This window comes from Nocardia jinanensis (assembly GCF_014645735.1).
GTDB classification, from domain to species: domain Bacteria; phylum Actinomycetota; class Actinomycetes; order Mycobacteriales; family Mycobacteriaceae; genus Nocardia; species Nocardia jinanensis.
In genome coordinates this window covers 376544-395379 of sequence record NZ_BMMH01000004.1, presented here as the reverse complement: position 1 = coordinate 395379, position 18836 = coordinate 376544, and the positions used below count along the sequence as shown (strand labels likewise).

At 67.5% G+C, this 18836-nt stretch carries 12 protein-coding genes; 4 read left to right on the top strand and 8 right to left on the bottom strand.

Annotation, left to right across the window (positions count from 1 at the left end; translation table 11 throughout):
* Positions 1-25: 25 nt before the first annotated feature.
* Both IEY68_RS13020 and IEY68_RS36150 read right to left on the bottom strand, forming a co-directional pair.
* Complete coding sequence (locus tag IEY68_RS13020) at positions 26-457, bottom strand: DUF6069 family protein (protein ID WP_058853933.1); 432 nt, start codon at positions 455-457, stop codon at positions 26-28.
* 293 nt (positions 458-750) lie between these two features.
* Complete coding sequence (locus tag IEY68_RS36150) at positions 751-1281, bottom strand: hypothetical protein (RefSeq protein ID WP_229718749.1); 531 nt, start codon at positions 1279-1281, stop codon at positions 751-753.
* Between the two features lie 354 nt (positions 1282-1635).
* Between IEY68_RS36150 and IEY68_RS13010 the strand changes: the two genes are divergently transcribed.
* Entirely contained in the window at positions 1636-2076 is a 441-nt protein-coding gene (locus IEY68_RS13010; RefSeq protein ID WP_058853934.1) for a DUF2267 domain-containing protein, read from the top strand.
* 74 nt (positions 2077-2150) lie between these two features.
* Here IEY68_RS13010 and IEY68_RS13005 read toward each other — a convergent pair whose 3' ends face one another.
* Positions 2151-3032 (bottom strand): helix-turn-helix transcriptional regulator, encoded by an 882-nt coding sequence (locus IEY68_RS13005; RefSeq protein WP_189094231.1) that lies wholly within the window; start codon positions 3030-3032, stop codon positions 2151-2153.
* A gap of 165 nt (positions 3033-3197) precedes the next feature.
* On the opposite strand from IEY68_RS13005, the gene IEY68_RS13000 reads away from it, so the two are divergent.
* Positions 3198-4037 (top strand): SDR family oxidoreductase, encoded by an 840-nt coding sequence (locus IEY68_RS13000; RefSeq protein ID WP_058853936.1) that lies wholly within the window; start codon positions 3198-3200, stop codon positions 4035-4037.
* Between the two features lie 108 nt (positions 4038-4145).
* Positions 4146-5276, top strand: a complete 1131-nt coding sequence (locus tag IEY68_RS12995; protein WP_058853937.1) for an NADH:flavin oxidoreductase — start codon at positions 4146-4148, stop codon at positions 5274-5276.
* Between the two features lie 65 nt (positions 5277-5341).
* Here the strand turns inward: IEY68_RS12995 and IEY68_RS12990 are convergent, their stop codons facing one another.
* A complete protein-coding gene (locus IEY68_RS12990) occupies positions 5342-6325 on the bottom strand; it encodes a zinc-dependent alcohol dehydrogenase family protein (RefSeq protein ID WP_058853938.1) in 984 nt (327 codons plus the stop codon).
* 86 nt (positions 6326-6411) lie between these two features.
* Here IEY68_RS12990 and IEY68_RS12985 point away from each other — a divergent pair, with 86 nt between their 5' ends.
* Complete coding sequence (locus IEY68_RS12985; protein ID WP_058853939.1) at positions 6412-6795, top strand: winged helix-turn-helix transcriptional regulator; 384 nt, start codon at positions 6412-6414, stop codon at positions 6793-6795.
* A gap of 125 nt (positions 6796-6920) precedes the next feature.
* Here the strand turns inward: IEY68_RS12985 and IEY68_RS12980 are convergent, their stop codons facing one another.
* From IEY68_RS12980 to IEY68_RS12965, 4 genes are all read right to left on the bottom strand, one after another.
* Positions 6921-7382 carry a YbaB/EbfC family nucleoid-associated protein gene (locus IEY68_RS12980; protein WP_058853940.1) on the bottom strand — a complete coding sequence of 154 codons (462 nt, stop codon included), beginning with the start codon at positions 7380-7382 and terminating at the stop codon, positions 6921-6923.
* A gap of 363 nt (positions 7383-7745) precedes the next feature.
* Complete coding sequence (locus tag IEY68_RS12975) at positions 7746-9413, bottom strand: hypothetical protein (protein ID WP_058853941.1); 1668 nt, start codon at positions 9411-9413, stop codon at positions 7746-7748.
* A gap of 215 nt (positions 9414-9628) precedes the next feature.
* On the bottom strand, positions 9629-14113 hold the full coding sequence (locus IEY68_RS12970; RefSeq protein ID WP_444543820.1) for a helix-turn-helix domain-containing protein: 4485 nt from the start codon (positions 14111-14113) through the stop codon (positions 9629-9631).
* Positions 14114-14228: 115 nt separating this feature from the next.
* On the bottom strand, positions 14229-18269 hold the full coding sequence (locus IEY68_RS12965) for a helix-turn-helix transcriptional regulator (protein ID WP_058853945.1): 4041 nt from the start codon (positions 18267-18269) through the stop codon (positions 14229-14231).
* Positions 18270-18836: the final 567 nt, after the last annotated feature.

Sequence of the window (18836 nt, the reverse complement as noted above, 5' to 3'; positions counted from 1 at the left end):
TGCGCACCCCTCCCGTCTGTGCATGTCACCCTTCGATCAGCTTGCGGCGCAGCCCCTCGGTCGCGACGACTATGGCGGGGACCAGCGTCAGGTGCGTGATCGACAGCGCGATCGTGGACACGGTGTCGAAGTCGGCATTCACGGTCATGCCGATGGTGGCGACGGCGAGCACCGAGCCGGTCACCGCGGCGACGCGCAGCACACCGATCCACTTGTAGGACAGCAGCACTGCCGCGCCGAGACCGATCAGCATCGGAACCACCGTCAACGTGATGATTCCGCCGGGAGCCACACTCTGCACCTGGCCCGCGTTGGTCGCTTCGAATGTGCCGCCGGCAGCCGCGCCGATCAGCCAGACGACGAGGTTGGCCAGCAGGGCGGCACCGATCGCGCCGAACAGGGCGACGGGACGATTCAGTGCGGGGATGCGGGCGGCGATAGTGGTCGCGGTGCTCATGTTGATCTCCTGAGGCTGTGAAGTTCGCGTGAGACCATCCTGAAACCTCAATAAACATTTAGGTCAACGAAATCGGTTCGCAATGTGACGCAGATCACTCGACGCAAGACTCTGCCCCACATGCTGGTCCGGGTGAGTGCCGTAGCACTGAACAACACCGACCTGTGGACCCGCGAGGGCGCGTACGGCCGCCTGGGAGACCCGCGGGCACGGTCGGGGTGGCGAGGCCCGATCGACTTCCCGCGCATCCAAGGCGCCGATATCGCCGGCCGGATCGGTGCGGTGCGGTGCGGTCAGGGGACGAACACTTCGGCCGTCGCCGGAACGCTCGAACGGTCGGTGCGCACGGTGAGCGCGACCCGCCCCGGGCCCGAGTCCACGTGCAGGTAGAACGGTCGGGAACTCGTGTTGCCCGCAGGGACGAAATGGCTCACCGAGCCGCTCCGGCCGGTATCGAGGTTCCGCCAGTCGACGATCGCCGTGACGTCACAAGCCAGGATGGTCGGCGCGAAATCGCCCAGTGGGGAGAAGCCCTGCGTAATCCGCAGTTCTATGGAATGGGCAGTTCCCGGAAAGGCGTGGTACCGGTCCAGGGGACCGTCGTAGGCGACTCCGGCGGCACTCAGCATTCCGACGCAGACACCGTTCCCCAGCGTCCATGCCGGGGCCGTCCGGACCTCCGTCGTGGCGCATGTCCGGGGTCCGACGTTGGATACCCCGAGCTGGCAAGGATCGGCGGCGGCGACGCCCGGCGCTGTCACGGCCATCGCCGCACCGACGAGTCCGGTAGCGGCTGTCGTGGCCAATTTCCGTGCGATCGTCATGCACGGATGATCGTGCACCGCTTCGTATCCATTACATTTCGCTCCGTCTGCCCCTACCTTCGATCCACGTGCCCACCACGTCTACGAGAAGGTGGGTTTCCGCGCCGAAGGAGTCCCGCGCGGTGTCGAGCGCGGGCGCGCTCCGCTGTAGCCGGCTGTTCCGAGTGGCCGTCACCCCGCCCGCACTGTGCCGCCCTGATCCCGGCGGCCAAGAGCGCCCGGCCGACCGGGCGTGTATCGATCTCCGGGCGGCCGTGGAGGCAGGAATCGAACCTGCTGTTTCCGCTGGTAACACCGTAGAATTACGGTATCGACCCGCGCATCGGACCGGCCACTCGGAAGGCAGGCGCACCAATGACGCATCACAATGATCCCCTTGCCGCCGGCATGCACACCGCACACACCTGGTTGCGGGCCGTCGCCGACGCTCTGGGTACCGAAGATCTCACGTTCGCGCTGCGGGCGTTGCGCGCGTGGATGCACACCGTCCGGGACCGGATCGGCGTGCCCAATTCCGCCCATCTCGCCGCCCAACTACCCGATTTCCTGCGCGGCATCTGGTACGAGGGATGGGTACCCAGCCGGGTACCGGGAAACCACGGCGTCGCGGAGTTCGTCGACGAGTTCGCGGAGCGCGCCGGAATCTCGGCGGGCGATGTCACGTTCACCGCAGGCTGTGTCACCTCCGCACTGGACCGGATGATGTCGCCCGGCCAGCTCGATCACGTGTTCGCCGTGTTCCCGGATCGCCTCGGCATCGTGCTGCGCGGTGAGCGGCCGATGGCCGAAGCCTGACGCACCGCCGCCTGCCCCGACCCCCTGGGTTCACCGAGCCGAAGGGACGGATATGCCGGCTCGCGAGGACCACATCACTTACTGGCGGACAGCGGGAATCGACCAGTGGGTGTGGGAGTGATCTTCGCGGCGAGGAGCTGCAGTGCGTGGGCCGAGCTCGATCCCGGTTCCGTGTCGTACACGAACAGGGTCTGTTCGGGGTCGTCACCGGGCGAGAGCGCCTGGTACGTGATCGTGAGGTCACCGACGAGTGGGTGGTGGTACCGCTTCGTGCCGACGCTGCGCTCGTGCACACGGTTGCGGGCCCAGAGCCGCCGGAACTCGAAGCTCTGGATCGACAGATCACCGACGAGCCGCCCCAGTCCGGGGTCTGCCGGGTGCCGGCCGACGTCCATACGAAGCATGGCGGCGGTGTCGGCCGCGACCTGTTCCCAGTCCGCATAGAGTTCGCGGGCGTGCGGGTCGAGAAAGACGAAACGGGCCTGGTTGCGCTCGGTCGGGGGCATGTTGTCGAAGTCGGCGACCAGGAGCGCGGCGAGGCGGTTCTGCCCTAGCACATCGAGCCGGCGTCCGAGCACGAAGGCAGGCCGGAGAGCAGTGTCGAACGTATCGAGCAGGGTCCGCGTCGCCGGGTGCAGCCGCTGAGGTTTGGCCGCCCGGCGGCGGCGGGCGGGGGCGGGCCTCGCGATCGTGTGCAGGTGCGCCCGCTCGGCGCCGTCGAGCCGGAGCGCGTCGGCGATGGCGTAGAGCACCTCGGGGGATGCGCTCTTGCTGCGCCCCTGCTCGAGGCGGGTGTAGTAGTCGACGCTCACGCCCGCCAGCATCGCGAGTTCCTCGCGCCGTAACCCCGCCACGCGCCGCCGACCGGCGTCGGCCATACCGACCTGATCCGGGGTGAGCCGGGCGCGCGCCGCGCGAAGGAAATCAGCCAGGCGGGGCTCCAGTTGATCGGACACAGCTCCAGTGTCCCAGCCACGATCGCCCATGGCGGGGGCGAGGGGTGCCCAATCCGTCCCAGGAAAGCGTGGGCCTTCACCACGTTCTCGGACCCGCTGATGATGGATGAGTCGTGATTCCGCGGCAACACCGCTCAGCAACCCTTTCGGAAAGGAATCCACTCCATGTCTGTTTGGATGATCACCGGCGCCGGACGCGGCCTCGGTCTCGAGATCGCCCGCGCCGCTCTGGCCGGGGGCGAGCAGGTCGCTCTGGGGGCTCGCGGCCCCGAAAGCCTGCCCGCGGACATCCGCGACCACCCGAACACGCTGCCGGTGCGCCTCGATGTGACCGACGAGACGCAGATCGCTTCGGCGGTGGCCGAGATCGTCGACCGGTTCGGTTCGATCGACGTGCTCGTCAACAACGCCGGCCGCGGGCTGCTCGGCGCGCTCGAGGAGATCACCGACGCCGAGGCGCGTTCGCTGTTCGACGTGAACGTGTTCGGTTTGATCAACACCACCCGCGCGGTCCTGCCGATCATGCGCCGGGCGGGCAAGGGCAAGCTCGTCCACATCGGGTCGCGCTCCGGATTCGAGGGCGAACCGGGCGTGAGCATGTACTCTGCCTCCAAGTTCGCCGTCGCCGGGATCAGCGAGGCCCTGGAGTCCGAGCTGGAGCCGTTCGGCATCCAGAGCATGGTCGTCGAGCCCGGTGTCTTCCGCACCGACTTCCTCGACGCATCCTCGGTACAGCTGCCCGGGGTCCGCATCGCCGAGTACGACGGAACACCGGCTCACGTCACGTTGGACTGGGTGGACGAGGCCAATCACACCCAACTCGGCGACCCGGTCAAGGCCGCCGCTTTCATCTATCGGGTGGCGTCGGGCGCACAGCTGCCACTGCGCCTGCCCGTCGGGCAGGACGCGCTGGACCGTCGCGTCGTGATGACCGAGCGCATCGAACGCGAGATCGCGCCACTGCGCGAAGCCTCGGCCGCCACCGCTCACACCGGGGGTGCGTGATCTCGTGCCGGGCCTTTACGCGTTGTGTCCGGTCTCGCTCGTCCACCGGCCGAGGACCGACGTCACACGACGGAATAGCCGTCGAACCGGCCGACGTTGCACCCGCTTGTGACCGATACATCGCAGCCCGTGGACGGCCTGTTCGAACCGTTCGATGTGAAATCACTACACCTGCGCAATCGATTCGCGATGGCGCCGATGACTCGAATGTTCTCGCCCGGCGGTATCCCGACCAGGGATGTCGCCGAATATTACCGACGGCGCGCCGCGGGCGGTGTCGGACTGATCATCACCGAAGGCACCTATATCCCCGACCCGGCCGCAGGACCCGCTACCTCGGTGCCGCGCCACTACGGGGAGCAGAGCCTTGCCGGTTGGAAAGCGGTGGTCGACGCCGTGCACAGCGAGGGTGGGCAGATCATCCCGCAGTTGTGGCATCTCGGCGTCAGCCGCGGTGACAAGCCCGAACTCAATCCCGATATCGAATCCGTCAGCCCATCCGGACTCGACCTCGACGGAACCGCAGCCGGTCGCGCACTGACCGCGGCCGACCTCGACGCATTGCGTGACGCCTGGGTCAGCGCCGCCGTCAACGCGAAGGCCACCGGATTCGACGGTATCGAACTGCACGGTGCACACGGCTATCTCCTCGATCAATTCCTCTGGGAACGAACCAATCTCCGCTCCGACGACTTCGGCGGCACGGTCGAGGCCCGCGTTCGCTTTCCCGCCGAGGTCGTCGCGGCGATCCGCGAAGCCGTCGGCCCCGACCTGGCGATCGTGTATCGGTACTCGCAGTGGAAATCCAGTGACTACAACGCGCGTATCGCGGCTACACCCGACGAACTCGCCCGTGTGCTCACCCCGCTCGTCCGAGCGGGTGTCGACATTCTGCACCCTTCCACCCGCAGGCATTGGGAACCGGCCTTCCCCGAATTGTCCGGTACAGACGGCGAGTTGGGGCTGGCCGGTTGGACCAAGAAGATCACTGGACTGCCCACGATCACGGTCGGTTCCGTCGGTCTCGACGAGGTGTTCACCACCTCCTTCACCGGTCGGGGAGATTCGAACGTCACCGGCATCGATCGACTCCTGAAGCAACACGCAGGCGGCGAATTCGATCTCGTCGCACTCGGCCGCGCCCTGCTCGCCGACCCCGAGTGGGTCCGAAAGCTGCGTGAAGGGCGAAGCGACGAGCACATCGCCTACCGTCAGGAGCACCAGAGAACGCTGACGTAGCCCTGATGGCACGGTGTTATCCGGGTGCTGGCCGGCACCCTGATGGCACCGCTTCGGGACACGACCTAAACCGTGACGACGATCTTCTTCCCGGCGTGGAGCCCCTTCTCGAGGTGGCGGTGTGCCTCGACGACGTCGTCGAGGGCGAACTCCTTGTCGAGGGCGGGCCACAGTGCGCCGAGGCGTACACCGGCGTTCAAGAAGGCCGCCATGCGCTGCACCACCACAGCGTCGAGGGTGTGCTCGAAACTCCGGTAACCGTAGATCGTGAGCGGCGTGCCTCCCGGGAAGAGTGTCGGCCGAGGATCCAGGAATCCCGCGGCGATCAGCGTTCCGCCGGGGCGGGCCGCCTCCAGGAGATCCTGCTGACCGGGGCCCATGACGAGGTCGAGGACGATATCGGCGCCGGTCCCGCCGGTGTGGTGGCGAACGGCTTCGACGATGTCCGCCTGGTCGGTGGCGATGACCGCGGCGGCGCCGGCGGCGATCAAGTCGTCCTTCTTCGCGGCGTGCCGAGTGATAGCGATGGGCACGGCGCCGATCTGATTCGCGATCTGCATCGCCGCCCGGCCGACACCGCCGGACGCGGCAGTTATGAGGACGTGGTCGCCGGGACGCATCTTCGCCTTCTCGACGAGCGCGCCGTAGGCCGTCGAGTACGCGACCCAGATCGCCGCCGCCTCCGCGACTCCGAGCCCGGCAGGCCGGGCGAGGACCCGGCTCGCGGGGACCGTGGCGTACTCGGCGTAACTACCCCTGACGCTCGCGTCCGGAACGGCCGTGAGGATGACCGGATCGCCGGCCTCCAGCCCGGTGACCTCGGGGCCCACCGCGTCGATGATGCCGGTTCCTTCGACGCCGAGGCGAGCGTGCGGCAGGGCGACGGCCGCGGGCAGGCTACCGGAACGCATCATCTGGTCGAGCGGGTTGACGGCGAACGCCTCGATCCTGACCCGTACCTCACCGGCCGTGGGTTCGACGACCGGCTCCTCGACGATGTGCATGACATCCGGCCCGCCGAACTGGTCGAACACGACGACTCGTGGCATGGTGACTCCTCCGCATCTGGCGCTGAATTCGTTGCTCCGGAGAACGCTACGGAGCCCTGGGTTACCTCCTGGTACCTTCGAATTCCATGCAGAACACCGCCGGACCGGTCTTCCTCGCCGACTGCCCCACCCGACTGGCGGTCGAGATCATCTCCGACAAATGGACCGTGCTCGTACTCTTCGGGCTCAGCCGGCGACCGCGCAGGCACGGTGAGCTCGTCGACCTCATAGGTGGCATCTCGCGCAAAGTCCTCACCCAGACGCTGCGCCGGCTCCAGCAGTACGGTCTGGTCGAACGCCGTGCCGAAGCACCACGGCGAGTCGTGTACAGCCTCACCGACCTCGGCCGGACCCTCGTCGAGCCCATCGACGTCCTGACGAACTGGGCGAGGGACCATGGCGGGGCAATCGCCGACTTCCAGGAGGCGGCCGGGGCCGCCCCTTCTACGCGGACTCGCCCGGCGAGTTGATCTCGACGATGGCCGGACCACCTGAGCGCTTCCCAGGTCCCCACTCGCACATGCGTCTCCGCCCTGTTCGAGGGTCCCGAAGGGCCGGTCCGAGCCGATATCGGGTGATTCGAGGCGGATGTCGATCAATCCGGGTCGTCGAGTCCGTCCGGAATTCCGGCGTTCGATACTTTCATCCGGTCGGCTGCGTCACGATCCGCTCGCAGGCTCGGCGCTCCGGGGACGATCTCGGATAAATCAGGCATACCGCCCGCGAGGTCTGCCAGCGGCGCCATCACGGCCTCACTGTGCTCCTTCGCCAGCCGGGCGGCCTCGCGCGCGGTATCGGTGAGCAGCCCACTCAGCTGACCGGCGGTGCCACGCATGGCGGCCGGGGTCACCCGGACCTCGAGCACCGCCCCGGCGGAATCCACGGTCACCTGGATCGAGCCGTCGGATGTGACGGCCTGAACCCGCAGATCGGTCAGCTGTTGCCGCACTTCGCCGACCTGTGCTTGCTGCTGCTCGTAGGCATCGAGCATGTCGTGCATCCGCGCGCGCATATCGCGAGTGGCCGAACCGAAGTCTTCGAATTGGTTCCGGTCCATCTGGGCACCCCTTCGAGCCGAATCGGACCGGATGCGTCGTCCCGGGCAGAGCACACGCCGGGAGGTCGGCCGGGTCGATCCGAGTACGGGACATCATCTCCCTCCGGATGCGGAGGTACTCCGAGATTAATGACGGTACGTGGATGGAGAAACGGTCCGAACCGCCACAATTCGGGCCCGCGGTAGTGCGGTGTGCACAGTCGGCTGTCCGGCGATGCCGCGCATCGCAGCCGGACGCACCCGGTCGCGAATACCGGCCCGGCGGATTTCACCCGGAGCGTGCCATCGGACGTAGCGGCCCGAGCTCACAGACCGATCAGCTGTCGCCGCACCCCGCCGACCCGAGCGGCGAGATACGAACAGTCAGGAATTTTGCCGGCCGGTGTCCACCAGCAGTTGGTGCAGCGCTCTGGCCGGCGGACTCGCCCGATCGCCGCGTAGCTCTACCTCGGTGAATGCCTCCGCCAGCGCGGCGCCCGGGTCGAAGCGGGTGGTGGGGGAGCATCCGCTGAGCCGATCGCGCCAGTGCCGGTAGCCGCCGACTATCCGGCCGAGCGAATCGCTCGTATGGCCGAGGTCGGCTGTTCGCAGGTATTCGGCGATCAGCGTGCGCTGGGTCAGGCGGTGTGCCGCGTTGTCGCCCGCAGCCGCCAACGCTCGGCCGAGTTCCCGGACCAGCGTGGCGTAGAGCGGGCGATCCGTGGAACCTGGCGCCGGTCGGCGGCCGCTGGTCACCACCTCGAGGGATGCGGCCAGGGCGGCAGGGTCGGTGGTCGCGGCCAGGTCCAGCACGATATGCGCCGCCCGGACTTCCGGTTCGCCGGCGCCGGAGACGACCGGCCGGTCCAACCGTGCGGGCAGCGCGCCGTCCAGATCGGCGATTTCCAGTGCCCGCAGGTCGATGGTGTGGTGCCGGTCCAGCACCTGATCGACGGCCGCGGCGATCTCGTGTGCCGTGGGTCCGTCCAGGCCGGCTGTATCGAACCCGATCGTCTGGAGGCCGTGCCGGGCGGCCAACTCGTCGATTATGCGCATTACGGCGGGGTCGGTGACCGATGGTGGCGGCGTTCGAGCGCTCTGGGGGCTCGTCCTGCGCGGGTTCGGTGCCCCGGCCGCGGGCCGCTCATCTCGGTCGCGGTGGCCGGCGCGTCCTGGTGGTGCGGCTCGGGGCGGGGTGACTCGGGGCGGGATGGCTCGGGGCGGGCCGCCCTGCTGGTCCGGTCCGGAAACGCGTGGGGCAGCCGGGGCAGGGCGGTCTCCGGCGGGCGACTGCGCGGCCGATATATGCCCGGACCACGGCGATCGGGCGGAAACGCGGTCCCCAGGTGCGGGCCGCTCGGCGCTCCGGGGTGTCTGTGCCGGTGTGCTTTCCGTGCGGGCGGGGCCGGTCGTGGACCGACTGGGGGTCGACGGTCCGGTAGCGGCGCTGTGCTCGTCCGGGCGGCCGGTTGCCGGCGCGGCCGGCGTATCGGTCGTGGGTTCGCTCGCGCCGGGTGTGGTTTGCGTCCCGGGTTCGGAATCGCTGTTTTCCACCGAACCCTCCGCCCCTGGTGTGGTCGCGGGGTTCGCTACCGGTGCGCCCGGGTCAGCGTCGTACCCGCCGGTACCGGCAGGGGTATCGGTAGTGGGAACGTCCGCAGGAGAGGAGCGCTGGTTATCGGGCGACCACACCCCAGAGCGCGGCAGCGGCGGCTCCGGCTCCTCGGCCCGTGCGGGCACGGACCGGCCGGCCGCGACGTCCAGCCCTTCGAAACCCGAAACGGATTCGGCGAGAAGGGAACCCATATTCCGGAGGACGCCGGCACTGCTTTCCAGTGCGACGATACCCTCATCGGCACTCGGCAGGTAATACTCCGCGAACGCTCGGCCCATCTCGTCATCGCCCCAGCTGGCCGCGGTTTCGGTCATGCCGGCGGCCGTGAGCGCATCCTGTAGGTCACGGGCTGTCCGGGCCGCGCTCTCGGCGATATCGCGCAGTTCCTCGGTCAGGGCACGCACCGCGTCCGGATCGATATGAAAAGACTCGCCCACATTCCCTCCGTGCGGCTTCAGAGCTCACCGGTCACGTCCTCGCCCGCCGATCAGCGGATACGCGACAAAGAACGGAGAGCGTTTCGATCAGAATATCTTGCACTCAGGGGGAGGCACCGCTCCTTTCGGTGGCCCCTTCGCCCGAGGTCGACCGTCGGCTCGCCGCGGATATCCGGCGTGTGCCCAGCAGCTCCGCGCCGGAACGGTCCGCGGGTTCACCGGGTTTCACCGGGTTCGCTGAGAGCTGCGCGGAGCGCCGGACGCGCCCTGTCGATAATGTCCTGCGCAGCTGCGGGTTCCAGGTCGAGGTCGGCGATCGCCTCCGCCAGCGGCCAGCCGTAGGTGAAGTGACGCATGACCACTTCTTCGGCCGATACCAGGTCGGATCCGTCGAATTCGGCGGTGAGGGCTTCACGCACGGTCAGGCGCAAGGTCGCGTCGGCCATATCGTCGGTGGGATCAGCCAGCTGAAATCCCCGGCTCCCTTCGCGTGGGGCTGCGTTCACCGCTATTCCCGGCTTCTGCTGCAGAATGCGTAGCGCCTCTCGGGCCCGGTCCGGTTTCATTCTCAGTTCGGCCGCTATCTCGGGCACGCCGGGAGTACCGCCGCCGGGTATTTCGAGTTGCCGATCGAGATACCCCTTCACCTTCACCACATCATGCAGGGTCGGGCTGTCGAGATCCGGATACCTGTCCTCGAAGTACGAGGCCAGCACCCTGCCGCGTGCCGTTGCCGACGCGTGCCGATCGAACGAACCGAGCATCGGGTTGTGGGTTGCGACCGCCCGCCATATCCCGAGATACACCCGTTGGGCGACATCATCGCGCCGTCCGGCATCGGTTCGCCGGGGAATGCTGCGGTCGACGAATTCCTTCAGTGTGCGCGATTCTCCCGAATAGCCGGTGTACGGATAGTGTTCGACGATTTCCAGCTGGAGTCTGCGCTCGTCCACGGAATCCGGTGCGGTGGCGATCAGCTCCCAGAACTTCTCCTCGATGTCCGGAGGGTCACGGTGCGCAGACCGATCTCGGTAGAAGTGTTCGATGGCGGCACGTAACGCATCGGCAGACGTGCCGGTGGCATCACGGATCGTCCGCAGATTCCGCAGCACAGGGTATCGCTGATCCGTTTCCCATTCTTGGATGGAATCCTTGCCGAAACCGACGAGTTCGGCGAATTCGGTTTGGTACATATTCTGCTGTTTGCGGATATCGGCCAGCCAGGCGCCGAGGGAGGGGTAGACGGCGGGGTTGTCGATCTGGACCACAAGGGGCGGGAGTCCGCCCGGGAGATCTGCCGGGTCGATGTAGAAGTGCTCATAGGCGGATCGCAGGGCACTCTCCGATACCAGGCCTTCATCGAGCAGTTTCCGTAGCTGCACCAGCGGAGGTTTGTAAACACCCGATTCCCAGTTCAAGATGGATGCCCGGGTGAGCCCGAGAAGTTCGGCAAATTCGGATCGGGTCATTTTACTGTGTCTGCGAATATCGGCCAGCCAGGCGCCGAAATAGGGGTAGACAGCGGGGTCGTGGATCCGGAACGGTAACAGGGGTGGGGGGCCGTCCGGGAATTCTGCCGGGTCGATGTAGAAGTGCTCATAGGCGGATCGCAGGGCACTCTCCGATACCAGGCCTTCATCGAGCAGTTTCCGTAGCTGCTCCATCGGAGGTTTGTAAACACCCGATTCCCAGTTCAAGATGGATGCCCGGGTGAGCCCGAGAAGTTCGGCGAGCTCGGGTGGTTTCATGCTGTTTTGTCTACGGACGTCGGCCAGCCAGGCACCGAAGGAGGGGTAAACGGCGGGGTTGTCTACCTGGCGCATCAGTGGCGGAATTCCGCCGGGGAAATCTGCGGGGTCGATGTAGTACTTCTGGTAGACGGATTGCAGGACACTTTCCGGTACCAGGCCCTCGTCGATCAGTATCCGTAGCTGTTCGAGTGAAGGTTTGGCCGACCCGGTTTCCCACCGACCGGATTGGATTTGGTTGGCACCGAGGAGCTCCCCGAACTCGGTTTGGGACATGCCTCGGTATCTGCGGATATCGGCCAGCCAGCTGCCCATGCTCGGATAGCGCCGGGGCTCGTCCAGCCGTGGCACGAGCAGCGGCAACCCTTCGGGGAAGTTGCCGGGATCCCGGTAGAAGTGCTGGTACGCAGCCTCCAATGCTTCATTGTCGACCACATCCCTATCGAGGAACCGCCGGAGGTATTCGAGCGGCGGTCTGTGTCTGCCGGTTTCCCAGGAGTAGATGGATGACTCGTCGACGCCGAGGAGTTCGGCGAGTTCGGTTTGGTACATAGTGTTGGATTGGCGGATATCGGCCAGCCAGGCACCCAAGGTGGGGTATACGGTGGGGTCGTGAACCTGGGGCACCAGGGGCGGAAGTCCGTCGGGGAACTTTCCGGGGTCGCTGTAGAACTTGCGGTAGGTGGATTGCAGGGTGCTTTCCGGTACCAGGCCCTTGTCGATAAGTGTCCGTAGCTGTTCGAGTAGTGGTTTGTTCTTATCCGATTCCCACCTACTGATGGACGACATCGCGACTCCGAGCCGTTCGGCGAACTCCAGCTGGGTCATGTTGTGACTCTTACGAAGAGCACGGAACCAGTCGCCGAATGTGGTCTCGTTGTTATTGTCGCCGTTGTCGTTTTCGTTATTTTTGTTATCGCCGTTGTTGTTGCCGCCATCGATTCCGCCGTAGTCGCTGCCGCGGTTACCGGCACCGGCACCTCCATCGGCGCCGGGCTCGGGTCCTGCGGTGACGCGAGTGCCGGGTTCGAGCCCGGTTGTCGTGGTGGTAGGCCGGACGGGAGTGGGGATCATGTGGTCGCCGTCGGCGGAATTGCCTATCCCGGAGGGCGGCACGACGCCCACGCCCGACCGGGGTGTACGCCATGGAGTGGCCGAGGTAGGTGGCGTGGTGATCGCGGTAACGCCGCGCCCGGTCATCATGGGCCGGCCGATGGGTGTGGCTGCTGCGGGTAGAGAAGGCCCTCTGGTAGCGGATGCGGAATATGCCGGTACCGGTGCCGGGTTGCCGGACCCGGGGCTGCGGGTCTGCGGATGCCGGGTTGATGAGTTGTCGTGCACCGAAGGCGGTTCGGGCGAGGTGCTGTACTCAGCGATGGACGTCCACGGGGTGTTCGTCTGCCTGCCGGCTCGGCCGTCGGCCCCCGCAGCGCCGGCACTGACAGGGGAATGGGCGGGCGGGTCGGATATGTAGGCATCGACCGGAATGCCTGCGCTGTCGGCACTCGGTGCTGTGCCGCCTGTGGTGTGGGCGGATGTTGTCGGATCGGCGTCCACAGCCGGTGGGGGTGTGGACGGCCCGGTGGATGCCGGGAGGGCGGTGGTCACGGACGCCTCGCCGGGCGCGACCGGGTATCGGGTAGCGATTTCCGGGTGGCCCACCAGGGAGACCCGCGTGTTCTGGCCGGGGAGTGCGTCGAGGCGCGTAGTAGTGGAGGTACCGGCCCCCGCGTCGCCGACGGTTATGGCGGGATCGGCGACGGTTCGCGGGACACCCGTGTTCGTCCGGTCGCTGCTGGAAAGCGGGAAAGAGATCGCCGCGACCGTGGCAGTGGAGTTCGACACGGCGGGGAAAGGCGTAGCGGCCGAGGTGTTGTCGTCGCCCACCACTCGAACCAGGGGCGCGGTGCCGTCGGTGTCCACGGAGGGCGCGGTCGGCATCGGGTGCCCGGCGGCCGGGACCGAAGCGGGCCCGGCCTCGGTCATCGTACGAACGAGGGCCTCGAGGTCGCCCAGCCCCGGTCGAGGCCGGCCGGAACGGCCGAGCGGTCCGGCGGGTGAGGTCGGGACGGGGGCCGAATTACCGACGGTGTGCACGCCCCCGGACAACAAGCCCTCCAACGCGCCGTTGAGGGCACCGAGATAGAACTCCGCCCCCTCGGGCATCGTGAACCCCCCCGCATACACACTCGCCGCCACCGCACCCCCCAACGTGCCCGTCACCCCACCGGCCACGCCCGCCGCACCACCGGCCACCAGCAACCCCGCCACATTCCCCCGCCGAGTACCCGACCCGTGCAACCGCCCCAGCAACCCCGCCACCGGCCGGGAGTACAGCACTCCCGCACCCAAACCACCGGCCGCGCCACCGGCACCGGACACCACAACCGTCTCCCAATCGATGACCTCCCGATCCCCACGCTGCTGCTGCCACACCTGTGCCCCCCACGAAACCCCACCACCGAACACCCCACCCACCACGATCCCCTGGCCGATCAACAACGCACGCGACGCCGACAACCGGGCACACACCGCAATCACCGACTCGATCAAGCGCACCCATACCAGCTGCCACCCCTTCCGCGCCGCAACCCGCACCCCCGCCGCGGCGGCGACCCCACCCGCAGGCATCGCCAGCGTCGCCAGCAGCTCCACTACCAGCGCCGACCCCATCACAATCCACGTAACCTGACCCAACTCGATCACGTTGGCCGTCTCGTAGCACTCCGCGGCCTTACCCTCGCAATACGCGGTCAGATCCCGCTTCCGCGCCGCCGACTCCGCCAGCACACGCTGCGCCCCGTCCCCCGCAGCGCCGGTGAAACACCCCGGCACCGACAGCGCCACACGGTCGAGTCGGTCGGCCTCCGCGCGACACTTTCGCGCCGCCCCGGCCCACGCGTCTCCCCCGGCCCGCAATCCCTCCGGATTCCCCCGGGGATACGGCCCCATAACCGGTTCGCACACCGCCAACGGAAACCCCTCGGGCAGAGCGACCAACCAACTCACCTCGAAACGACCATCGACGCGAACGACCGAGCGATACCGGCAAAGCGATTGCGACAATTCACGTCATATCCGCCCGGTCGGCCAGCGCCTCTCGGAGAATCGGGACGGCTTCGTCGAGAATTCCCTGGGCGTCGAGCCGTTCGAGCCCGAGCTCTGTGGCCGCTTCGTCCACCGGTTGGTTGCCCAGGAAGCATCGCACCACCAGCTCTTCCGCCAGATCGGGACGGCTGTGTTCGGCCGAGAGTGCCTGTTGCACAGTCATGCGCAGGTCTGTGTTGTCCGCGTGGGCCGATTGATCAGCGAGCTGGAACTCCGCGCGCTCCTCGGGTGGGGGCGCATCCGTGGATACGACCGGCTCCCGCCACAGGATTCGCAGGGCTTCGCGAACGCGATCCGGATCTATCCCTGATCGCGCCGCGATCTCGAATTCATCGATATCGCCGTTCGATATGCCCGGATGCTGCCGACGGTACCCGGCGATCGAAACTACTGCGGTGCGGGTCATCCTGTCGACATTCGGGTACTTGTCCTCGTGATAGGCGCGCAGAGCAGTGGCGTGGGCAGTTTTCGCCGCATGCCGTTCGAACGGGCCGAGCATCGGATCGTGGTTTGCCGCCGCCCGCCATATCGCTATGTGCATCTGCTGGGCGAGGTCGTCGTGCCGGGATGGATCGGTGCGCCTGGGGATTGTGGACCGGATGAATTCCGGCAGGGTGACGATCTTCGTCGAATAGATGGTGTACGGGTAGGTTTCGGTGATCCCGTACAGAAGTCGCCGTTCTTCCGCGGAGCCGGGCCGGGTAGCGATCAGATCCCAGAATCGCTGCTCCCACTCCGGTGGATCGCGGTCTACCGGTGGATTCCCGGAGAAGTGTTCCATCGCAGCACGGAGTGTCCCGCTGGACATCCCGGTCGCATCCCTGAGCGTCCGCAGGTTCTTCAACCGGGGTTGGTATCTGCCGATCTCCCATGCCCAGATCGTTGCCTTCCCGACGCCGATGAGCCGTCCGAATTCCAGCTGACTCATTCCGGACCGGTCCCGGAGACCGCGGAGCCAACCGGCCCACTGGGAGTATGTGTCGGGAGGGCCGTCGATCCCAGGTATCAGCGGACTGGGCGCGGCGTCCGGATAGTGGCGTTCGTAGAGGGTTTTCACCGTCTCCGCCGGTATCGCCGTCTTGCGGATCAACACCCACAGATTATCCGGAGAAGGCCGGGACAGTCCGGTCTCCCAGGTGCTGATCGTCGACCGGTCGACGCCGAGAAGGTCAGCGAACTCCGATTGGGTCAGACCATGGTGCCGGCGGATACCGCGCAGTTCATCACCGAGAGGGTCGCGAACATCGGAGCCGGAAGCTGTGCCGACGGTCTGTTCGGCTGGGGCGGGACCGGGTGCGAACCCGCTCACTTCCTGCACAGTATCGACGTCAGCGGCCAGATCGAGATACGCCGCGATGACCTCGGGCGGCGGTCTCCGCGCTCCCCGCTCGAACCTCGAGACAGCATCTTGACGCGTTTCGGCCCGCACCGCCATTTCCGTCTGCGTGAGACCGGCCGTAGTGCGCAGCCGGCCGAGCCGCGCGCCGAGTTCCTTGTTGTCGAGGTGCACAACACTCACCGCGATGTCCCGGGCGCGTGAGGGGCCGGCCCGCAGAGCCGCGCGCCGGTACGCCTCGACCACATGCGCCGGCGCCGGCGCCGATCCGTTCTCGTAACGGTTGATGGATTGCTGGCTCATATCGGCCAGCTTCGCTATCTCCGTCTGGGTGAGACCGGCGGCCGCACGCAGTGTCCTGAGCTCTCGGCCCGGATGCTCACCGGTCCGGGCGACGGTCCGGGGCGCGGTGACTGTAGGCCGCACAGCCTCGCTCGCCCCGTCCTGGTCGTCACCGGCGGCGTCACCGGAACCGTCGCGACCCTCGCCGGCGCTCCCGGAACCGTCACCACCTCCCCGAGATCCGTCGCCGGTTCCTCTGGAACCACCGCCGCCATCACGACCACCATCACCACCGGCGGCGGCAGCCTCTGCGCCGCCGGGAGCGAGGATGGAGCTCGTTTCGGTTGTCGTGGGCGGCTTTCCGGCCCCGGATTCGGATTCGCCGCGCGGCGATACGTCGCCGGCCAGTGGTGTGGCGCTTCCTCGTGGTTCGGGTGTCGTCCGGCTGCCGGTAGGTGGTGCGGTACGAGATGGCGTGATGATCGTGCTGGTTTCGGTGGATCCGCGGGTGAGCCGGGCACGTACCGCGGACTCGGCGGTGCCGAGCATGGCTGCGGTGCGGCGGCCGGTTGAGGCGGCGGCGGTGGGGTCGGACGAATTCGGAGCAGCTACTGGGATCGCGGCATATACCGGTGCGCCGGTTGCGACCTCGGCCGAGAAGGCGGCGGTAGGCGAGTACCGGGGAGGAGTGGTGTGCGCGGCGGGCGGTAGTTCGATCGGGGCAGGCTCGGCGATGTGCTCACGCGACCACGGGGTGCCTCCGCGAGGGCCGGGGAAGTCGGTGGTTGTCGAAGTCCAGCGGGATGCCGCGGGTTCGATCGGGGGGCAGGTATGGGCGGACGCTGTATCGGGATATGCAGATCGAGCACCGGTGTGGGGCGCAACGGCCGGGTCGATATCGGCGGCGGCGGTTACCGTTGTGCCCGTATCCCCCGGTCCACCGACGGCAGGCGGGGTGTCCGCCGCAACGCCCGGCAGCTGACCGATCAGCGGGGTCGTGGCCGTTGCAGCCATTGCGACCTGGGCCGCGGGATCTGGAACGAGCGGGTTCGCCGTGATCGTCGCGGAGCCGAAGCCGCGCGTGCTTCCGCTGATCGCCGAGGCGGCAGCCGGGTCGGCACCCGTTCGGGCGCCGGGCAAGTCGTCGAGGCGGGCTGCGGACGACGGGTTCGCCGCGATCGCGTGCCCGGTCCCGGGGGCGGCCGTCGATACGGCGCGGGTATCGATCATTTCGGCAACTGTGCCCTGGACGGCAGTACGGGTGAGGTCGTCCGCGCGCGGGAAAGGAGTAGCAGTGCTGGTGCGGGCCGGGTGCCCGGCCGCCGCATGGGGCACGGAGTCCGGGAAGCCGGCGGCGATCAGCCGGCGAGCGATAGCGCCGTCGAGGTCACCAGGGTTCCGCTCGTCCGAACCGGCCGCCTCGGACGCCGGAGTTCGCGAGCCGGCGGCGTCGCGATAAGCGTGCACTGTATGCGCGCCACCGGAAAACAGCCCCTCCAGCACACCATTGACCATGCTCGTCCACATCTCGTTCTCCCGGGGCGGCGCCCATGCCCCCGCATACGCACTCGCTACGCCCGCCGCACCCACCGCACCACCGACCCCACCCGCGACACCCGACACCCCACCCGCGAACAACGCCGCGCCCGCGGTCCCCACCCCGGTACCCGATCCGTGCAGCCGGGCCAGCACCGCGTTCACCGACCGCAGCGAGAACACCCCGGCGCCCGCCACACCACCCGCGACACCGCCGCCGGCCGCGGTCACCACCGACTGCCGATCGATCTCCGCACGCCGCCCCTGAACCTGCTGCCATACCTGCGCACCCCAATTGATCCCGCCACCGAGCCCCGCGCCCGACACCCCCGCACCCACCGATATCGCCACTCGCGACCCCGCGAACCGCTGCCCCGACAACGTCAACGACGCCACCAACCGCGTCAACGCCATCCGCCACCCGGCCCGCGCCGCCGCCCGATGCGCCGCCGCCGCCACCGGCGCACCCCCCGCCAGGAACATATCCGCCACCAACTCGACCATCAGCACCAACGCCATACACCGCCATGTGATCTGGCCCAGGTCGGTCCCCAACGCCGCCTCCCGGCACTGCGCGGCCAAGCTCGCACAGAACTCGGCCTGCCGGCGCTTCTCCGCCTCCAACTCCGCCACCAGCTGCTGAAACTTCCCACCCGCCGCACCACCGAACTGCCCCGGCACCGACGTCCCCACTGCCTCCAGCCGATCCGCCTCGGCCCGGCACGCATCCCCCGCAGCCGACCACGCCGCCGCCCCGGCCCACATCTCGCCCGCGTCCCCCTGCGGATACGGCCCCATCACCTGCTCGCACCACGCCGGCGGGAACCCCTCCGGAAACGCGACCATCTACCCCACCTCGATACGACCGCCGACGCGTCGGCGTACGTTCCCGTCCCGGATCCGATCCGATCCCCACCGACACCGGCTGCCGCGACCATCACGACTCAGCACGAGAACTCGGACCGGCTGGAATCGCCGGCCGGATGTGTACAGAGCACTGATCCCCACCGCCACGGCGCACACTCGTATCCCGGGGAGGGGCCGGGCTCCTGCCCGCGCCTCGAGCGGTATCGCTGAACTCGGGCCGACCGTACCGGTTCTCGGACTCGGAGAACCGGTACGGCCGATAGCCATGGAATTCGACGGTATCGCGATACGAGGGAAATTCCTGATGGGCATATCACCGGGCGAATTTCGGTCCAATCCGGCACTTTCCGTGGGACGAATCAATAGAAAGTTTACAGAATTCCACAGTAAGCGTAATCCGAGCCTAGCCAGCGGTTCGATCTCGGGCAATATGCCGCGAGGACATAATCCTCGTAGAGGTTTGTGCAAATTGCACATTCGATGGCATTGTCGCCAGGAGTGGCAAGACGGACATCGTTTTCGCAGCTCGAGCGCCTTAGTCTGACG